General features: G+C 68.4%; 19 protein-coding genes. 3 read left to right on the plus strand and 16 right to left on the minus strand.

The annotated features are described in order from the left end of the window. Nucleotides 1-3: 3 nt before the first annotated feature. From EAT49_RS16430 to EAT49_RS16490, 13 genes are all read right to left on the minus strand, one after another. Entirely contained in the window at nucleotides 4-222 is a 219-nt protein-coding gene (locus EAT49_RS16430) for a DUF5337 family protein (RefSeq protein ID WP_123643389.1), read from the minus strand. A 10-nt stretch (nucleotides 223-232) separates the two neighbouring features. Next, a complete protein-coding gene (locus tag EAT49_RS16435) occupies nucleotides 233-532 on the minus strand; it encodes a hypothetical protein (protein WP_123643390.1) in 300 nt (99 codons plus the stop codon). A gap of 1 nt (nucleotide 533) precedes the next feature. Next, the gene (locus tag EAT49_RS16440; RefSeq protein WP_148078746.1) at nucleotides 534-1,400 is read right to left on the minus strand and encodes an NADH-quinone oxidoreductase subunit E; all 867 of its coding nucleotides are present in this window, start codon (nucleotides 1,398-1,400) and stop codon (nucleotides 534-536) included. Between the two features lie 109 nt (nucleotides 1,401-1,509). Beyond that, nucleotides 1,510-2,406 (minus strand): NADH-quinone oxidoreductase subunit E, encoded by an 897-nt coding sequence (locus EAT49_RS21780; protein ID WP_342773827.1) that lies wholly within the window; start codon nucleotides 2,404-2,406, stop codon nucleotides 1,510-1,512. A 157-nt stretch (nucleotides 2,407-2,563) separates the two neighbouring features. Next, nucleotides 2,564-3,799, minus strand: a complete 1,236-nt coding sequence (locus tag EAT49_RS16450) for an NADH-quinone oxidoreductase subunit E (RefSeq protein WP_123643392.1) — start codon at nucleotides 3,797-3,799, stop codon at nucleotides 2,564-2,566. A gap of 54 nt (nucleotides 3,800-3,853) precedes the next feature. Further along, the gene (locus EAT49_RS16455; protein WP_123643393.1) at nucleotides 3,854-4,195 is read right to left on the minus strand and encodes a cytochrome c family protein; all 342 of its coding nucleotides are present in this window, start codon (nucleotides 4,193-4,195) and stop codon (nucleotides 3,854-3,856) included. Nucleotides 4,196-4,280: 85 nt separating this feature from the next. Beyond that, on the minus strand, nucleotides 4,281-5,501 hold the full coding sequence (locus EAT49_RS16460; RefSeq protein WP_123643394.1) for an NADH-quinone oxidoreductase subunit D: 1,221 nt from the start codon (nucleotides 5,499-5,501) through the stop codon (nucleotides 4,281-4,283). 7 nt (nucleotides 5,502-5,508) lie between these two features. Continuing rightward, complete coding sequence (locus tag EAT49_RS16465) at nucleotides 5,509-5,907, minus strand: nuclear transport factor 2 family protein (protein WP_123643395.1); 399 nt, start codon at nucleotides 5,905-5,907, stop codon at nucleotides 5,509-5,511. Further along, nucleotides 5,904-6,512 (minus strand): NADH-quinone oxidoreductase subunit C, encoded by a 609-nt coding sequence (locus EAT49_RS16470; protein ID WP_123643396.1) that lies wholly within the window; start codon nucleotides 6,510-6,512, stop codon nucleotides 5,904-5,906. The genes EAT49_RS16465 and EAT49_RS16470 overlap by 4 nt, the downstream gene beginning before the upstream one ends. An 11-nt stretch (nucleotides 6,513-6,523) precedes the next feature. Continuing rightward, entirely contained in the window at nucleotides 6,524-7,057 is a 534-nt protein-coding gene (locus EAT49_RS16475; RefSeq protein WP_123643397.1) for a NuoB/complex I 20 kDa subunit family protein, read from the minus strand. 377 nt (nucleotides 7,058-7,434) lie between these two features. Continuing rightward, nucleotides 7,435-7,800 carry an NADH-quinone oxidoreductase subunit A gene (locus EAT49_RS16480; RefSeq protein WP_123643398.1) on the minus strand — a complete coding sequence of 122 codons (366 nt, stop codon included), beginning with the start codon at nucleotides 7,798-7,800 and terminating at the stop codon, nucleotides 7,435-7,437. Between the two features lie 69 nt (nucleotides 7,801-7,869). Continuing rightward, nucleotides 7,870-9,075, minus strand: coding sequence for a DegT/DnrJ/EryC1/StrS family aminotransferase (locus EAT49_RS16485; RefSeq protein WP_123643399.1), 1,206 nt, complete (start codon nucleotides 9,073-9,075; stop codon nucleotides 7,870-7,872). 40 nt (nucleotides 9,076-9,115) lie between these two features. Beyond that, on the minus strand, nucleotides 9,116-9,760 hold the full coding sequence (locus EAT49_RS16490) for an HAD-IA family hydrolase (protein WP_123643400.1): 645 nt from the start codon (nucleotides 9,758-9,760) through the stop codon (nucleotides 9,116-9,118). A gap of 100 nt (nucleotides 9,761-9,860) precedes the next feature. Here EAT49_RS16490 and glmU point away from each other — a divergent pair, with 100 nt between their 5' ends. Both glmU and glmS read left to right on the plus strand, forming a co-directional pair. Further along, a complete protein-coding gene (glmU, locus tag EAT49_RS16495; RefSeq protein ID WP_123643401.1) occupies nucleotides 9,861-11,204 on the plus strand; it encodes a bifunctional UDP-N-acetylglucosamine diphosphorylase/glucosamine-1-phosphate N-acetyltransferase GlmU in 1,344 nt (447 codons plus the stop codon). 3 nt (nucleotides 11,205-11,207) lie between these two features. Then, nucleotides 11,208-13,025 (plus strand): glutamine--fructose-6-phosphate transaminase (isomerizing), encoded by a 1,818-nt coding sequence (gene glmS, locus EAT49_RS16500; RefSeq protein ID WP_123643402.1) that lies wholly within the window; start codon nucleotides 11,208-11,210, stop codon nucleotides 13,023-13,025. On the opposite strand, the gene EAT49_RS16505 is transcribed toward glmS, so the two are convergent. Then, nucleotides 13,026-13,541, minus strand: coding sequence for a D-galactarate dehydratase (locus EAT49_RS16505; protein WP_185020798.1), 516 nt, complete (start codon nucleotides 13,539-13,541; stop codon nucleotides 13,026-13,028). 84 nt (nucleotides 13,542-13,625) lie between these two features. Here EAT49_RS16505 and moaA point away from each other — a divergent pair, with 84 nt between their 5' ends. Next, nucleotides 13,626-14,630 (plus strand): GTP 3',8-cyclase MoaA, encoded by a 1,005-nt coding sequence (gene moaA / locus EAT49_RS16510; RefSeq protein ID WP_123643403.1) that lies wholly within the window; start codon nucleotides 13,626-13,628, stop codon nucleotides 14,628-14,630. Nucleotides 14,631-14,690: 60 nt separating this feature from the next. Here the strand turns inward: moaA and murD are convergent, their stop codons facing one another. Next, nucleotides 14,691-16,085, minus strand: a complete 1,395-nt coding sequence (gene murD / locus EAT49_RS16515) for a UDP-N-acetylmuramoyl-L-alanine--D-glutamate ligase (protein ID WP_123643404.1) — start codon at nucleotides 16,083-16,085, stop codon at nucleotides 14,691-14,693. Between the two features lie 100 nt (nucleotides 16,086-16,185). Beyond that, nucleotides 16,186-17,268, minus strand: a complete 1,083-nt coding sequence (mraY, locus tag EAT49_RS16520) for a phospho-N-acetylmuramoyl-pentapeptide-transferase (RefSeq protein WP_123643405.1) — start codon at nucleotides 17,266-17,268, stop codon at nucleotides 16,186-16,188. Nucleotides 17,269-17,270 lie beyond the last annotated feature (2 nt).

Consider the following 17,270-nt stretch of genomic DNA (forward strand, 5'->3'; position numbering starts at 1 on the left):
GTCTCAGCGCTTTCTCGTCTTCTGCCAGATAGTCCAGGTGACGACCAGCGCCCAAACGAAAGCCGCCAGTGCGACGAGATAGAGCAGGACCTCGAACCGGAGCGGCAGCCCGGCGACGCGCACCAGCATCGGCGCAAGGATCGCCAGAAGACCGCCTCCCGCGATGGCCAGCGCGGCCCTGCGGGCCTGTCGGGCGATCCGCCGGTCGTCGTCCTCGCTCATCGCGCGGCCGTCATGCGTCGGGCACGGCGTCCGGAACCGCCGCCAGCGTGACAGGCCCCGCGCGTCTCCTGCGTGTCGGAGCGGCAGGGCGCTTGCGCTCCGGCGCCTCCGTCGGGGCGACCGCCCGCAGATACGGCGCGGGTGCTGCCCCTGCCCGACCGAGCCCCGTGGCCAGCATCGGTCCCGCCACGGCGTGGCGCCACAGCACGAAACCGGGCGTCAGCATGGCTGCCAGCGGCATCGCCCCGAGGACGATCATCGGGGCCGCGACCCTCAGCCAGACCGCCTCCTCTGGCCAGGCCGACGACATCTCACGCGGTCCCGGACAGCACCGCAGCCGCTGTCACCCAGTCGCCGCGGCTCGCGCGGCCGCCGGGAACGCCGAGGTTCTCGTCCATCCAGGCGACATGGGCCGGGGTCCAGGCCGCGATCTGGTCGAAATGGTGGATGCCGAAGCCGTTCAGCGTCTCGGCCAGCTTCGGCCCGACGCCCGCAAGGAGCGTCAGGTCGTCGCCCTTGCCCCCCCGCGGCGCCGCGAGCGCGGGCGGCTGGACAGGGCCTTCGGGCCCGGCCGCCTGTGCCGGTTCGGACTTCGGAGGCGCTTCTTTCGAGGCCTCGGTCTTCGGCGTCTCCGCCTTCACCGGCTCGGTCTTCGGAGCCGCCGCCTTGGGTGCGTCCGCCTTCACCGGCTTGGCCTCGGGAGCCGCCGTCTTGGGCGCCTCCGCCTTCATCGGCTCGGGCTTGGGAGCCCCGGCCTTGGCCGTTTCCGCCTTGACCGGCTCGGGCTTCGCAGCCGCGGGCTTCGACACGTCCGCCTTCACCGGCTGGGGCTTCGCTGCCGCGGGCTTGGGCGTCTCGGCCTTCGCAGGATCGGCCTTCGGAGTCGCGGCCTTCGGTGCGTCCGATTTCACGGCCGCAGGCTTCGGCGTCACGGCCCCGGGCGCCGCGACCTTCTCGACGGCCTTGGGCCTCGCCTTGTCCGCGGTCGTCTCGGAGACGGCGCCCCTGCCGGACGACACCCGCATCGCCAGCACCGGGCCGGCCATAGCCATGCGCCAGACATAGCCCTGAACGGCTATCGCGCTCGCCATGCCCAGGACCACCGGGGACCCGAAGGTCAGCGCGGCGGTGGTCTGCATCATGCTCGGAATACGGTCGGAAGAATGGGTTGCGGTCACGTCGGGCCTCCATCAATGGACTGGCGGCGGGCCGGCCGCCCGACCGTCAGCCTGCCCCAGATGCCGCACTGCAGCAAGTGCGTTATTGCACCGCAGCGCGGCTCTCCGCCTAGTAGACGTCGCCGCCTTTGACCTTCTCGGAAAAGGAGGTGCTTCCGCCGTCCGCGAGCGTCCTCGCCTGACCGACCCAGTCGTCGCGGCTGGCCCGGCCCTTGAAGCCTTCGAGGTTGGAATCGACCCAGGCGAGTTCGCGGTCGGTCCAGGCCGCGACTTGGTCGAAGTGGTAGAAGCCCATGGAATTAAGAAGCTTCTCGAGCTTCGGACCGACGCCCTTGATCTGCTTGAGGTCATCCGCCCCGCCCTCTCTCGGGGCGTCGAGCGTCGCGGGACGGTCCGCATCGGTGGGTTCGTCAGGGGCGGCCTCGGGCGTATCCGCCGTGGCCGGGGCCGGCGGAGTTTCGCCGCCCGTCTCCACAGGCATCGCCGACGCGGCGCCCGCGCCCGCCACACCGGCCGCCGCCGAAGGTGCCGCCGCCGCAGCCTGTTCGGACCGGGAGGCGTCCGGCTCCGGGCTCGCCGCTTCGGTGCCGGAGGCCCGCACCCCCGCATCCGCATCGCTCCCGGACGTGGCGGAGGCCGCCGTCTCGCTCCCGGGTGAGGAGGAAGCCGGCCCTGATGCGGTCGACGCGGGCGCCGTCGAAGCGGGCGCCGCACCGCCTGTCGTCGCCGGTGCGCTGGACGTCATCGTGCCCGGGCGCGGTGCTGCGGGTTTGGTCCGGCCCACCGTGGGCGCCGTCCCCGCGCCCATCGCGGGCGGCAGCGGCTTGCACAGCAGTACGCTGAGAAGCACACCGAGCACCGTCGCGATCAGCAGCCCGACAAAGATTGCACCGATGACCGACAGGCCGCCGAACAGGAGCGAGATCGCGATCCCGACAATCCCGATGATGCCCCCGGTGATCCAGCAGCCGGCCTGACATCTCAGCCGTCCGGTTTCGTCCGCCATGGTCTTCGTCTCCCCCACAGGATGCGCGACCGACGCCCGAGGCGCCGCCCGCCTTCATGCTCTCCGGGAAAGCATACGCATTCTGTGCCACATGACTACCGTCTGCGGACAGCACCGCCGAAACCGGAGACGAGGGCGCGGCACCGGGGCCGCAGGGTCACGATTCGGTGGCGAAGGCGCGCGCCTGGGACACCCAGTCGTCCCGCTCGATCCGGCCCTTGAACGTCAGACGCGAGTCGACCCAGGCGATCTCCTTGGGGCCCCATTCCGCGATCTGGTCGAACCGGTAGATGCCCAGAGCGTTCAGCATTCCCTCGAGCTGCGGTCCGACGCCCTTGATCCGCTTCAGATCGTCGGTTCCGGTGGTCGGCGGCGAGTCGAACAGCGCGGGTGGCGTTTCCGGCACGCCGGATGGGGGCGCGGCAGCGGGCGGCGCCTCGGCTGTCGGGCTGGCCAGCGATTCGGACGTCGAATCATCGGCGGGCTGCACGTTCTCGGGCGGGCGGCCCGTGGCCTCGGCGTCCGGGGCCTCTCCGGGGGCCTCCGAGACCTTGTCGCTGGCCTCGCCCCGGTCCCTCGGAGGCGGCGCCTCGCCGGGCACGCGGCCAGCCTGGGGATGCGGACCGTCCGGCCCGCGCGGCCCCATCAGGTCGTCGCGCACCCGCCCGCCCTCGGCCCGCGCGCCCTGGTCGCCCCAGGGCGCGCGCAGCGGCTCCTCGGTGCCGTCGATCCGGGCGATGGTGTCGCCCTTCTCCAGCGCGAGACCCACACTGGCGTTATGCGCCATCCGCCCCTCGTTCCACTGGCCGAGCGAGGTAAGCCCCGAAGCGGGCTCCGAGGCATAGCGCCCGTTCTGCGGCCCCGGCGCGGGCACCCGGCCCGCCGCCATCTCGTCCAGCAGCCAGGCCAGCCGCTCGGCGGTCAGGTCCTCGTAGTAGTCCTTGCCGATCTGCGCCATCGGCGCGTTGGCGCAGGCGCCGAGGCACTCCACCTCTTCCCAGCTGAACTTGCCGTCCGCCGACAGCATGTGCGCCTCGGGCGCGATCCGCTCCTTGCAGACCGCCACAAGGTCCTCCGCCCCGCAGATCATGCAGGACAGCGTCCCGCAGACCTGCACATGGGCGACCGAGCCCACGGGCGACAGCTGGAACATGAAATAGAAGGTCGCCACCTCCAGCGCCCGGATATGCGCCATCCCCAGCATGTCCGCGACATGCTCGATGGCGGGGCGGCTCAGCCAGCCCTCCTGCTCCTGCGCGCGCCACAGCAGCGGAATGATCGCGCTGGCCTGACGGCCCTCGGGATACTTGGTGATCTGCGCCTCGGCCCAGGCCCGGTTCTCGGGCGTGAAGGCGAAGCTGTCAGGCTGCTCTTGATGCAGGCGTCTGAGCATCTGGGCGGGCTCCTGTCTCTGTCGCCCCCCAGCTATCCCCGCCCCCCGGGACGGTCAACCGGCGCCGGACGCGACCTCTGCGCACGTCCCGCTGGCCAGCACGAACCCGGTGTCCCGGGCATCGACCAACTCGCCCTGGCCGGCGAGATACTCGACCACGTCGCGCAGCTGGTCCTCGGTCAGCCCTGTCCGGGCCTCCACGACGGCGGCTTCCTCGGCATTGGTCACCCGGCACCCGGCCTCGACCACCGCGGCGCGGAATGCTGCCAGCTCCGCGTCACCGATCCCCGCAGGCCTCGGCGGCGAGGCGCCGGCGAGCCCGAAGGGCGCACCGCCCGGACCGGCCTCGCAGGCGGCCAGCACAAGAAGGGGAATGATCAGAAATGCGCGTCTCACCGGCGTCCCTTTCGCAGCTTGCAGCGTGGTCATGCCCCGGCCGAGAGGTCCGATGCAAGGGCTCAGGACGCCTGCCCCGTAGCCCTCAGCGGTCGATCTCTCCGAACACGATGTCGATGGACCCGAGAATGGCCGAGACATCCGCCAGCTGGTGCCCCTTGCAGAGGTGATCCATCGACTGGAGATGCTGGTACCCCGGCGCGCGGATCTTCGCGCGGTAGGGCCGGTTGGTGCCGTCGGCCACCAGATACACCCCGAACTCGCCCTTGGGCGCCTCGACCGCGGCATAGACCTCGCCTTCGGGGACATGAAAGCCCTCGGTGTAGAGCTTGAAGTGATGGATCAGCGCTTCCATCGAGGTCTTCATCTCGCCCCGCTTCGGCGGGCCGATCTTGCCCCGGGTCATCACGTCGCCCTGGTTTTCGGGCATCCGCAGCTTCTCGCAGGCCTGCCGGATGATATGCGCCGACTGCCGCATCTCCTCCATGCGGATCAGGTAGCGGTCGTAGCAATCGCCGTTCTTGCCCACGGGGATCTGGAAATCGAACTCGTCGTAGCACTCGTAGGGCTGCGCACGCCGCAGGTCCCAGGCAAGGCCCGAGCCGCGCACCATGGGCCCCGAATAACCCCATTCGAGGATGTCCTCCTCGGTGACGATGCCGATATCCACGTTGCGCTGCTTGAAGATGCGGTTCTCGGTCAGCAGCCCGTCGATATCGTCGAGCACGCCGGGAAACTCCTGCGCCCAGACGTCGATGTCGTCCACGAGCTTTCGCGGCAGATCCTGGTGCACCCCTCCGGGCCGGAAATAGGCGGCATGGAGTCGTGCGCCGCAGGCCCGCTCGTAGAACACCATCAGCTTCTCGCGCTCCTCGAAGCCCCAGAGAGGCGGCGTCAGGGCGCCCACGTCCATGGCCTGGGTCGTCACGTTGAGCAGGTGGTTCAGGATGCGCCCGATCTCGCAGTAGAGAACCCGGATCAGCTGTGCCCGCCGCGGCACCGGCGTCTTGGTGAGCCGCTCGATGGCGAGGCACCAGGCATGTTCCTGGTTCATCGTGCCCACATAATCGAGCCGATCGAAATAGGGCAGGTTCTGGAGGTAGGTGCGGCTCTCCATCAGCTTCTCGGTGCCGCGGTGCAGAAGGCCGATATGCGGGTCCGTGCGCTCCACGATCTCACCGTCGAGTTCAAGCACCATCCGCAGCACGCCGTGCGCCGCAGGGTGCTGGGGCCCGAAGTTGATGTTGAAGTTGCGGATCTTCTGTTCCTGCGTCTGGGCGTCGTCGAAGCCCTTGGAGCCGTCCATCATTCTCTCACCCTTCCAGCGCAGGACCGGACAGTGTCCGGTACAGCTTGGTGATCAGTTTCCATTCGCCGCCGAGCTTCACGAAGCCCAGGTAATCCGAATACCGCCGGGGCGGCACATCCACCCAAAGCCGCACATGGGCGATCTCGCCGCCCGCCACATCCACCGCCTCGATCCCGAAAGCCGGGTCGCCCCCGAACGCCTCGCGTCCGCCGACCCGCTCCAGAAACGTGGCCTTGTCCCAGTGAAGCGCGGTTCCGGCGGGTGTCGGCGCCGACATTGCGAACCGCGGATGACAGAGCGCATCGAGTGTCGCGGCATCGGCCTCATGCAGCGCGACGCAATAGGCGGACGCCGCCGCGCGGACCGCTGCCTCTTCGCCAGCAGACCCCGCGCCGTCCATCATTTCGCACTCTCGCCTTTCTCGTCGCCCGGAAGCACATAATCCGCGCCTTCCCAGGGGGACATGAAGTCGAACTGCCGGTACTCCTGCACCAGCTTGACCGGCTCGTAGACGACGCGCTTCTTTTCCTCGTCATAGCGGACCTCGGTATAGCCCGTGGTCGGAAAATCCTTGCGCAGCGGATGCCCGCGAAAGCCGTAGTCGGTCAGGATGCGCCGCAGGTCGGGATGGCCGGAGAACAGCAGCCCGAACATGTCGAAGACCTCGCGCTCGAACCAGTTGGCCGAGGGATGCACCGGGGTGATCGAGGGGACCATGTCCTCCTCGCGCACGGCGACCTTCACCCGGATGCGGTGGTTCCGGTACATCGACAGGAAATGATAGACCATGTCGAACCGCTTCGCGCGGCCGGGCCAGTCCACGGCGGTGATGTCGATCAGCGTGGAAAACCGGCAGGTCGGATCGGTCTTCAGGAAGTCGATGAAGCCGACAAGGCTCGACAGCGTCGCCTCCACCGTCAGCTCACCGCCCGTCACCTGCCAGGACACGACGCAGTCGGGACGCCGCGCCTCGATATGCTCGCCCAGTTCTCGCAGCGCTTCGCTCATTGCGGATCTCCTCAGCGGACGATGGTGCCGGTGCGGCGGATCTTCCGCTGCAGCTGCAGGATGCCGTAAAGCAGTGCCTCCGCGGTGGGAGGGCAGCCAGGGACATAGATGTCCACCGGCACGACCCGGTCGGCGCCGCGCACCACCGAGTAGCTGTAGTGATAGTATCCGCCGCCGTTCGCGCAGGAGCCCATCGAGATGACGTAGCGCGGCTCGGGCATCTGGTCGTAGACCTTGCGCAGTGCCGGCGCCATCTTGTTCGTCAGCGTGCCCGCGATGATCATGAGGTCCGACTGCCGCGGGCTTGCCCGAGGAGCGGTGCCGAACCGCTCCAGATCGTAGCGGGGCATGGAGGTATGCATCATCTCCACGGCGCAGCAGGCCAGTCCGAAGGTCATCCAGTGCAGCGAACCGGTGCGGGCCCAGTTGATCACGTCCTCGGCCGAGGTGACGAGAAAGCCCTTGTCCTGCAGTTCCCTGTTCAGCGCCTGCGTCGTGACCTCCCGGTCCTCGCCTGCCGCATAAGGTGTGGTGGCAACGCCCATGTCGTCCTCTCCGGGTCGTCCGGGCCTTTCGGCCCGGGGGTGGGCACGGCTCGCGCCGCTTGCCCGTCAGATACTGCGCCGTCCTGGCCCGGTCAACGCGGGCGCGGCAATTCGCACCGGGCCGGCCCCGCCGTCCCCGCACGACCCCGTAGGGCTGCGCGTTCATGCGCACCTTCCCCCGCCCCAGAACAACGCCGTAGGGTGCGTTTTCAACGCACCGCCCGCCCCGCCCCGACGGCACCCGCCCCTCGTCGCAAGGCGCCGCAGCCCGCGCAGGATGCCTGTTCATGCGCACCCCACACCCGCCAAAAAACGGCCGCTAACGAATTTCTCGTTCAGGATCAGACTGTTGTGAGGCGTTTCATCGTGAAACGCCCTCACTCCCAGTCCAGCGCGCCCTTCTTCCACTCGTAGGCGAAGCCGATCGTCAGCACCCCGAGGAAGACCATCATCGACCAGAACGCCAGATCCGACAGCCCCCCGAAGGCCACTGCCCAGGGAAAGAGAAAGGCGATCTCGAGATCGAAGATGATGAACAGGATCGACACCAGATAGAACCGCACGTCGAACTTCATCCGCGCGTCATCGAAGGCGTTGAACCCGCATTCGTAGGCCGACACCTTCTCGGGGTCCGGATTGCGGACCGCCACCAGCGCCGCGGCGAGGATGAAGACGAGGCCCAGCACGATGGCGAGGCCGAGGAAGACCACGATCGGCAGATACTCTCGCAGCAACTCTTCCATGACCGCTTCCCTTCTCGCTCGCCCCCCGCTTATCCCGCACCCCCGGGCCGGTCAACGGGGCCGCCTGCCTCACTCCGCCGCGGCACGCCCCTGAAAGACCGCCGACACCTCCGCCCGGATGATCCGCGCGATCAGGGCGCAATCCTCGAGGCTGAAGGTCAACGGCAGCCGCATGTCGAGAAGCCCCGCCAGCACCCGGTCCGTCTGCGGCAGGTGCGGCACCTCCGCATACCTCCAGCTGTCGTACCGCGACGTGAAGGCCACGGGCTCCGCCGCGCCGAACCACTTCAGCTCCACCCCCCGCGCCGCGCAGCGCGCGACAACGGCCTGCACATCCTCCGCCGCCCAGCCATCCAGCAGCAGCTGGATCGACGAGCCGACGAAGCTCTCCTCCTCCGGACGCTCCGGCAGCCGCAGCCCCGGCGTGTCTCTCAGCCCCGCCTCCACGACCCGGTACCGCTCAGTCCAGCGCCGGCACTGGTCCGGCAGCACAGCCAGCTGCGGCCGCAGGATCGCCGCCCGCAGGTTGTCCATCCGGCTCGACACGTTGGGCGTCTCCAGCCGCACCCGGCGGAACACCTCCTCCCCCGGCGCGGCAAGATGCCGCCCGTAGAGCATGTAGCTGCCCGACCCCACGATGGCCCGCGCAGCGATCTCCGCATCGTCGGTGACGAGGAACCCGCCCTCGCCCGAATTCATGTGCTTGTAGGTCTGCGTCGAATAGCAGCCGACCGCCCCGTGCCGCCCCGACGGCACGCCGCGCCACGCCGCCCCCATCGTGTGGGCGCAATCCTCGATCACCAGCACGCCCGCCGCATCGCAGATCGCCATGAGCCGGTCCATGTCGCACAGATGCCCGCGCATGTGACTGAGCAGCAGGACCCGCGCCTCCCAAGCCTTCGCCTCCAGATCGTCGAGGTCGATCCGCAGGTTCCCAGTGGTCTCGACATAAACCGGCGCCGCCCCCACGCCCGCGATCGCCCCGGGTACCGGGGCCAGCGTGAAGGCGTTGGTCAGCACCCTGTCCCCCGGCCCGATCCCCACCGCGCGCAGGGCCGTGGTCATGGCCGACCCGCCCGAGGCCGTCGCGAGGCAGTAGCGCGCCCCGAGGAAGTTCGCGAACTCCTGCTCGAGGAGCGCAACCTCGGCGAGTTCTCCGGAGACCGTGTTGTACCGGTGCAGCCTCCCGCTGCGCATGACCGCGAGGGCCGCCTCGATCCCCTGCTCGGGAATGGGTTCCTGTTGGGTGAAACTTCCGGTGAACCGTTCGCTCATGCCCGCAGTCATGGGCCGCAGCGTCAGCCCGGTCAACGCCTCAGAGGTCGAGAGCCTTCACCACGTCGAAAAGCGCGTCGAAATGCCCGATCGTTGCCTCGGGAAGCAGGGCCTTCACGCGGTCGCCCGAAGGCCCGAACTCCACGAGGATCGACGGCACGCCCGCGGCAGCGGCGGTATGGCGGTCGGTGTCCGTATCGCCCACAAGACAGGTCCGCCGTGGATCGCCGCCCAATCTGCGGACGGCTTCCGTGAGCGGCGCGGGGTCCGGTTTCCTGACCGGCAGCGTGTCGGCACCGACGAGAGCGCCGAACGCGTCCCGCACGCCGAGCGCGACCAGCAGCGCCTCGGCCAGGGCCTCGGGCTTGTTGGTGCAGATGCCGACGGCATAACCCGCGCCGCTCAGCCGCGCGACGGCCTCCATCGCGCCGGGATAAAGCCGTGTCTCCACGCAGAGCGCCGCCCCGTAACGGTCGAGCAGCAGCGGATACTGCCCCTCCACCTCGTCCTCCGAGAGCCCGCCCGCACGCAGCATCGCACGTCCTCCGCGAAACGCGGTCTCGGCATCGCGCGCCGGGTCGAGCTCCTCTCGTCCCAGGCTCCTGAGACAGGCATTGGCCGCCGCGATCAGATCGGCGGAGGTGTCGGCGAGGGTGCCGTCGAGATCGAAGATGACTGAACGCATGCCCGCGACGTAACCCGACGACACGAGAAGTGAAAGGCGCGCGGTTGCGCGGGCTGCGTCACGCGGTAGATACGGGCCCAAGACCAAGGGACAGGCGGACATGGCAACGGCACTCATCGTTCTGGCGGCGGGCAAGGGCAGCCGCATGGAGTCGGACCGCCCCAAGGTGCTGCACGAGATCGGCAGCGCGCCGCTTCTGGCCCATGCCCTTGCCACGGGCCGCGCTCTGGAGCCGTCGCGTATCGTCGTGGTGGCGGGCCATGGCGCGGACGAGGTGCGCAAGGCTACGGCCCACTGGGCGCCCGAGGCCGAAGTGGCCGAGCAGACCGAGCAACTGGGCACCGGCCACGCGGTGGCCCAGGCGGCGCCTGCGCTCGAGGGGTTTGCGGGCGACGCCGTGGTGCTCTACGGCGACACACCCTTCGTGCGGCCCGAGACGCTGCGCCGCCTCGCCGAGGCCCGCGCCCAGCATGACGTCGTTGTCCTCGGGTTCGAGGCCGCTGATCCGGGCCGCTACGGTCGGCTCGTGACCAAGGAAGAGGCCCTGCTCCGGATCGTCGAATTCAAGGACGCGACCGACGAAGAACGCGCCATAACCCTCTGCAACTCAGGCCTTGTCGCCGCAGACTCCGCGACGCTCCTGTCCCTCGTCGCAGACCTGTCGAACGACAATGCCGCGGGCGAGTACTACCTGACCGACATCGTCGCCCTCGCGCGGGACCGCGGCCTGTCCGCGGGAGTGGTGACCTGCGACGAGAGCGAGACACTCGGTGTGAACACCCGCGTGGAACTTTCTGCCGCCGAAGCGATCTTCCAGACCCGCGCCCGCGCCGAGGCGCTTGAGGCCGGGGTCACCCTCGTGGCGCCGGAGACCGTCTTCTTCGCCCAGGACACCTGCATCGGCCGGGACGCGGTGATCGAGCCTCATGTGGTCTTCGGCCCCGGTGTCACGGTCGAGACGGGCGCAACCATCCGCGCCTTCTCCCATCTCGAGGGGTGCCATGTCAGCCGCGGCGCTGTCGTCGGCCCCTATGCGCGCCTTCGCCCCGGCGCGGAACTGTCCGAGGGCGTGCGCGTCGGCAATTTCGTCGAGGTCAAGAACGCGGTCGTGGCCGAGGGCGCAAAGATCAATCATCTCAGCTACATCGGCGATGCGGAGATCGGCGCGGGCGCCAATGTCGGCGCCGGGACGATCACCTGCAATTATGACGGGGTCTTCAAGCACAGGACCACCGTCGGCGCGGGCGCCTTCATCGGCTCGAACACCATGTTGGTCGCGCCCGTCACGGTGGGCGCCGAGGCGATGACCGCCTCGGGATCGGTCGTCACTTCCGACGTGCCCGACGGCGCGCTCGCCATTTCCCGGGCGCGGCAGGAAACCAAGGCTGGATTTGCACGAAGATACTTCCAGAAGCTGCGGGCCCTCAAAGGGAAAAAGGATTAGACCATGTGCGGGATCGTCGGTGTTCTCGGCAATCACGAGGCAGCCCCCCTCCTCGTCGAGGCCCTGAAGCGGCTGGAATATCGCGGCTATGACAGCGCGGGCATCGCCACGGTCGACGGCACCGCGCTGACGCGCCGCCGCGCGGTCGGCAAGCTCGTGAACCTGTCCGACGCCCTCGTCCACGCGCCCCTGCGCGGCAAGGCAGGGATCGGGCATACCCGCTGGGCGACCCACGGCGCGCCGACAGAGGCAAACGCGCATCCCCACGGCGGCGGCAAGGTCGCCGTCGTCCACAACGGAATCATCGAGAACTACAAGGCGTTGCGGTCCGAACTTGAGGCGTCGGGCCTCACCTGCCAGACAGAGACCGACACGGAAACCGTGGCCCTTCTGACGGAGCATCACCTCGCCCGCGGCCTGTCCCCTCGCGAGGCCGCCGCAGCGACAGTGGCCCGGCTCGAAGGCGCCTATGCACTCGCCTTCCTCTTCGACGGCGAGCCTGACCTCCTCATTGCCGCGCGCAAGGGCTCTCCGCTGGCGATCGGGTACGGGAACGGCGAGATGTTCGTCGGCTCCGACGCGCTCGCGCTGGGCCCGCTCACCGACCGGATCACCTACCTCGAGGAAGGCGATTTCGCTGTCGTCACGCGCACGTCGGTCGAGATCACCGATGCGGGCGGCCATCCGGTGGAGCGCGCGATCCGGACCGTGCGGCCGGAACAGGCGCTTGTCGACAAGGCCGGTTTCCGACATTTCATGGCCAAAGAAATCGCCGAGCAGCCAGCGGTCATCACGCGAACGCTCGACGCCTATCTCGATAACGGGCGCATTGACCTGCCCGCACCGGGCCTTGATTTCAATACTCTCGACCGGCTGACGCTCGTGGCCTGCGGCACCGGCCATTACGCCTGCTATACCGCGAAGTACTGGTTCGAGGCGCTGGCCCGCATCCCCGTCGACATCGACGTCGCCTCGGAGTTCCGCTACCGCGAACCGCCGCTCGACCCGGCGTCCGCGGCACTTTTCGTATCCCAATCGGGGGAGACCGCCGACACGCTGGCGGCCCTGCGGTACTGCAAGGGCAAGATCTCGACCATCGGCGCGGTCGTGAACGTGACCGAAAGCTCGATCGCCCGCGACAGCGACCTCGTCTTTCCGATCCATGCCGGGGCGGAGATCGGGGTGGCCTCGACGAAGGCGTTCACCTGCCAGCTGGTGGTCCTCCTGCTCCTGGCGCTCGAGGCCGCCCGGCAGCGCGGTACGCTGACCGAAGAGGAGGTCACGGGCCGTCTGACGGAACTGCGCGCCCTGCCCGGCCTGATCAACCATGCACTCGCCCTTGAAGAGCGGATCGGCCGCCTCGCCCGGCGCGTCGCCGAGGCTCGTGACGTGCTCTTCCTCGGACGCGGAGCAATGTATCCTCTCGCCCTTGAAGGCGCGCTGAAGATGAAGGAAATCAGCTATATCCACGCCGAAGCTTACGCATCTGGCGAACTGAAGCACGGTCCGATCGCGCTGATCGACGAGCATGTGCCTGTTGTGGTCATGGCCCCTACGGACACGCTCTTCGACAAGACGGTGAGCAACATGCAGGAGGTCATGGCGCGCGGCGGCCGGGTCCTGCTGATCACCGATGCTGAAGGAGCCTCTGCCGCCGGGGATGGCGTCTGGGAGACGCTGATCCTGCCGGAGGTCGCGCCGTTCCTGGCCCCGATCCTTCATGCGATCCCGGTGCAATTGCTGGCCTATCACACGGCAGTCGAGAAGGGCACGGACGTGGACCAGCCCCGGAACCTGGCAAAATCCGTCACCGTCGAGTGATCAGCGAAAGACGGAAAGCTCCACGATCTCGGTCAGCGGCGCCTCGATGAGCCGCATCGCCGCAAGGCTGATCTGGCTGCCCGCCCCCACTTCGCCGCCGGACGGCCGCAGTTCGACGTTCACCGACCTGCCCTGATATTCGACCCGGCCCATCACGGCCTCGCTCACGAGGGGCGTCTTGACCCAGATGCCGGGATCGGCAGGAGAGCCGAGAGTGGCCTGTGTAACCCCAAGCGCTTCGCTCTCGGCCTCCGGTTCTGGCGCGGCCACCGCCTCGGCGCGGTCTTCCTCGGTCGTGGTGTCGAAATCCTCCACAGTACGCGCAGTCTCGGGCGGAGGCGGCGGTGGATCGGGGTCGAGGGTCGGCTCGGGTGCCGAAAGCGCGGAAAGCGGTGCACCCGTGGGCTCGGCCGCTTGCGGTGTGGCGGTGAGACTGCCCGGAAAGTCGAATCCAGGCAGAGACGGACCCGCGCAACCGGCGAGCGCAACGAGAGAGAGGATCGGCAGAGCGCGCATGGGACCAGCCTAAAAGCCCCACCCGCCGGAGGCAACCGGCCGGGGCGGCTTGTCACCGCATCGGACGGCCCATAGGTTCCGCACATGACTGCCCCGCTCGTCGATCCCTTTCACCGCGCTATCCGTTACCTGCGCCTGTCGGTCACCGACCGCTGCGATTTCCGCTGCGTCTATTGCATGTCGGAGACAATGACCTTTCTTCCGAAGAAGGAGCTGCTGACGCTGGAAGAGCTCGACCGGCTATGCTCGGCCTTTATCCGGCTCGGCGTCGAAAAGCTGCGCATCACCGGCGGGGAGCCTCTTGTCCGGCGGGATATCCTGACATTCTTCCGGGCCATGTCGCGCCACCTCGACAGCGGCGCGCTGAAGGAGCTGACGCTGACCACGAACGGCTCGCAGCTGGAACGCTTTGCCGTCGATCTGGCCTCTCTGGGAGTGCGCCGGATCAACGTCTCGCTCGACACGCTCAACGAGGCGAAATTCGCCGAGATCACGCGCTGGGGCCGCCTGCCGCAAGTGCTGCGCGGGCTCGACGCCGCCCAATCGGCGGGACTGAGGGTTAAACTGAACGCCGTGGCGCTCAAGGGCTTCAACGAGGACGAGCTGTTCACCCTGACGGAGTTCTGCGCCGCGCGCGGCATGGACCTGACCTGGATCGAGGTCATGCCCATGGGCGACATCGGCAACGAGGACAGGCTGGGCCAGTACTGGCCGCTGAGCCACCTCCGCAGACGGCTCGCCGAACGCTATAGCCTCACCGACCTTCCTGAGAGCACCGGCGGACCCGCGCGCTATGTCCGGCTGGAGGAGACGGGCCAGAAGATCGGCTTCATCACCCCGCTCAGCCACAATTTCTGCGAAAGTTGCAACCGGGTGCGGGTCACCTGCACCGGAGAGATCTACACCTGCCTCGGTCAGGAGGGCCATTCCGACCTTCGCGCGCCCCTGCGGGCCTCGGAGGCCGATGCCCCGCTCGAGGACGCCATCCGCGCCGCCATCGCGCTGAAGCCGAAAGGCCATGACTTCGACTATTCGCGCCAAAGCGTGGATGGCCGGGTCAGCCGTCACATGAGTCATACGGGGGGCTGAGGCGCCGGGGGTGGCTTCCGGCCGGGCGGCCGGGGTGAAGCCCGGGCTACTGAGCGCACGTCAACTCAGGGCTTCGACCAGCATCGCGAAATCCTCGCCGCGCCGTTCGAAGTTGTCGTACTGGTCGAAGCTCGCCGCGGCGGGCGCCAGCAGCACTACATCACCCGGTTCCGCCTCCTCTGCGGCCCGCTCGACGGCGCGGGCCATAGTGGTACAGACCTCCGCCTCGATTCCGGTCAGCTGCATGGCAAAGGCCTCTGCCTCACGGCCTATGACATAGGCCTTCACCACCGACCCGGCCGAGGGCAGAAGCGCGGCGAGCCCACCCTCCTTCTCCAGCCCGCCGCAGATCCAGCGGATCCGCGGATAGGCCTCAAGCCCCCTCGCGGCGCTGTCCACATTCGTGGCCTTGCTGTCGTTCACCCAGGTCACGCAGTTCCGGACGGCGATCACCTGGCTGCGGTGGGGAAGGCCGGGATAGGTCTCGAAGGCCGCGCCGATCACGCGCGGAGCGAGCCCGAGGCAGCGTGCGGCGCCATAGGCCGAACAGGCGTTCTGGTGGTTATGGACGCCCGGAAGGCCTGCGATGTGCCGAAGGTCGATGGATGCCGCCTGCCGCCCCCTGCGGTACTCCGAAAGAAAGCCCTTCCTGGCGAAGACCGCCCAGCCCTCTGTCAGCTTCTGCGTGACCGACACCCGGATCAACCGGTCGTCGCCCCGGCCCTCGACAAGCTGGTTCGCCAGATACAGCCCCTCCGGTTCGTCGATGCCCACCACCGCCCTGTCGGGACCGCCTTCGGCGAAAAGGCGGCGTTTCGCGGCAAAATACCCGCCGAGCCCGCCATGCCGGTCGAGGTGATCGGGCGTGAGGTTCGTGAACACCGCGATGTCAGGCGTCAGCGCCCGCGCGAGGTCCGTCTGGTAGGAACTCAGCTCCAGCACCACCAGCCCGCCGTCCGGAGGCGGCGCGATATCGAGCACGCCGCGTCCGATGTTACCGGCCAGTTGGCTTTGCAGTCCCGCCTCGGTCAGCACATGATGCAGCAGCGCGGAGGTGGTGGACTTGCCGTTCGAGCCGGTGATGGCGACGATCCGGGGCGGCCGGTCCATCTCGTGCCAGTCGGACAGCGCCACCGACCGGAAGAAGAGGCCCACGTCGTTGTCCACCGGCACGCCCGCCTCCATGGCTGCGCGGATCGCGGGATGGGGGGCGGGGTAGAGATGCGGGATACCCGGAGAAACCACGAGCACCGCGACCCCCTCGAGCCCGTCCGGACGGGAGAAGTCGGCGAGGGCGATCCCCTCCGCCTCGGCCGCCGCCCGGCCCGCCGGACCGTCGTCCCAGGCCACGACCCGGGCGCCGCCCGCCAGAGCCGCCCGCGCGGTGGCGAGGCCGGACCGACCGAGGCCGAGGATCGCGATGGTCTGGTCTTCATAGCCGCGCACAGGGATCATCGACAGCTCCGGATGGAGGGGTTTCGCCGCCTCCGGCGGCGATCCGCGGGGGCTTTGCCCCCGCACCCCCAGGATATTTCAGGCCCGAAGAGCGCCGGGATCAGCGCACCTTCAGCGTGGCGAGCCCGATCATCGCGAGGATGAGCGAGATGATCCAGAACCGGATCACGATCTGCGGTTCGGCCCAGCCCTTCTTCTCGTAGTGGTGGTGGATCGGCGCCATCAGGAAGACCCGCTTGCCGGTGCGCTTGAAATAGAGCACCTGGATGATGACCGACAGCGCCTCTACCACGAAGAGGCCGCCGACGATGGCCAGCACGATCTCGTGCTTGGTGGCCACCGCGATCGCTCCCAGCGCCCCGCCCAACGCAAGGCTGCCGGTATCCCCCATGAAGACCGCCGCCGGCGGCGCATTGTACCACAGGAAGCCGAGCCCGCCGCCGATCAGGCCCGCGGCGAAGATCAGGATCTCGCCGGTGCCGGGCACGTAATGGACGCCCAGATACTCGGTAAAATCGATCCGGCCCACGGCATAGGCGATGACGCCGAATGTGCCGGCCGCGATCATCACCGGCATGATCGCCAGCCCGTCGAGCCCGTCCGTCAGGTTCACCGCATTGGCCGCGCCGACGATGACGATCACCGCGAAGGGCACGAAGAGCCATCCCAGGTTCAGCAGGAAATCGGCGAAGATCGGCACCGCGAGCTGGTTCGTCAGCTCCTCGGGGTGGTACTGCGCCGCCCACCAGCCCGCGAGCGCCGCGATCGCGAACCCAAGGAGCAGCCGCACCCTGCCCGACACGCCCGCCGAACTCTGCTTTGTCACCTTGGCATAATCGTCGGCAAATCCGATCAGGGCGAAGGACAGCGTCACGAAAAGCGTCATCAGCACGAAGGGGTTGTCGAGCCGCGCCCAAAGGAGGGTCGAGGTGGTCAGCGCCCCGACGATCAGAAGCCCGCCCATGGTGGGTGTGCCGGCCTTCGAGAAATGCCCCTCCGGACCGTCCGCGCGGATCGGCTGGCCCTTGCCCTGCCGCTTGCGCAGCACGTTGATCAGGGGTGGACCGAAGAGGAAGCCGAAGACGAGGGCGGTCAGGAAGGCGCCGCCGGCACGGAACGTGATATATCTGAAAAGATTGAAAAAATCCCCGCCATCCGAGTAGTTGGTGAGCAGATAGAGCATAG

This window comes from Histidinibacterium lentulum (genome assembly GCF_003789055.1).
In the GTDB taxonomy this organism is placed as follows: domain Bacteria; phylum Pseudomonadota; class Alphaproteobacteria; order Rhodobacterales; family Rhodobacteraceae; genus Oceanicola; species Oceanicola lentulus.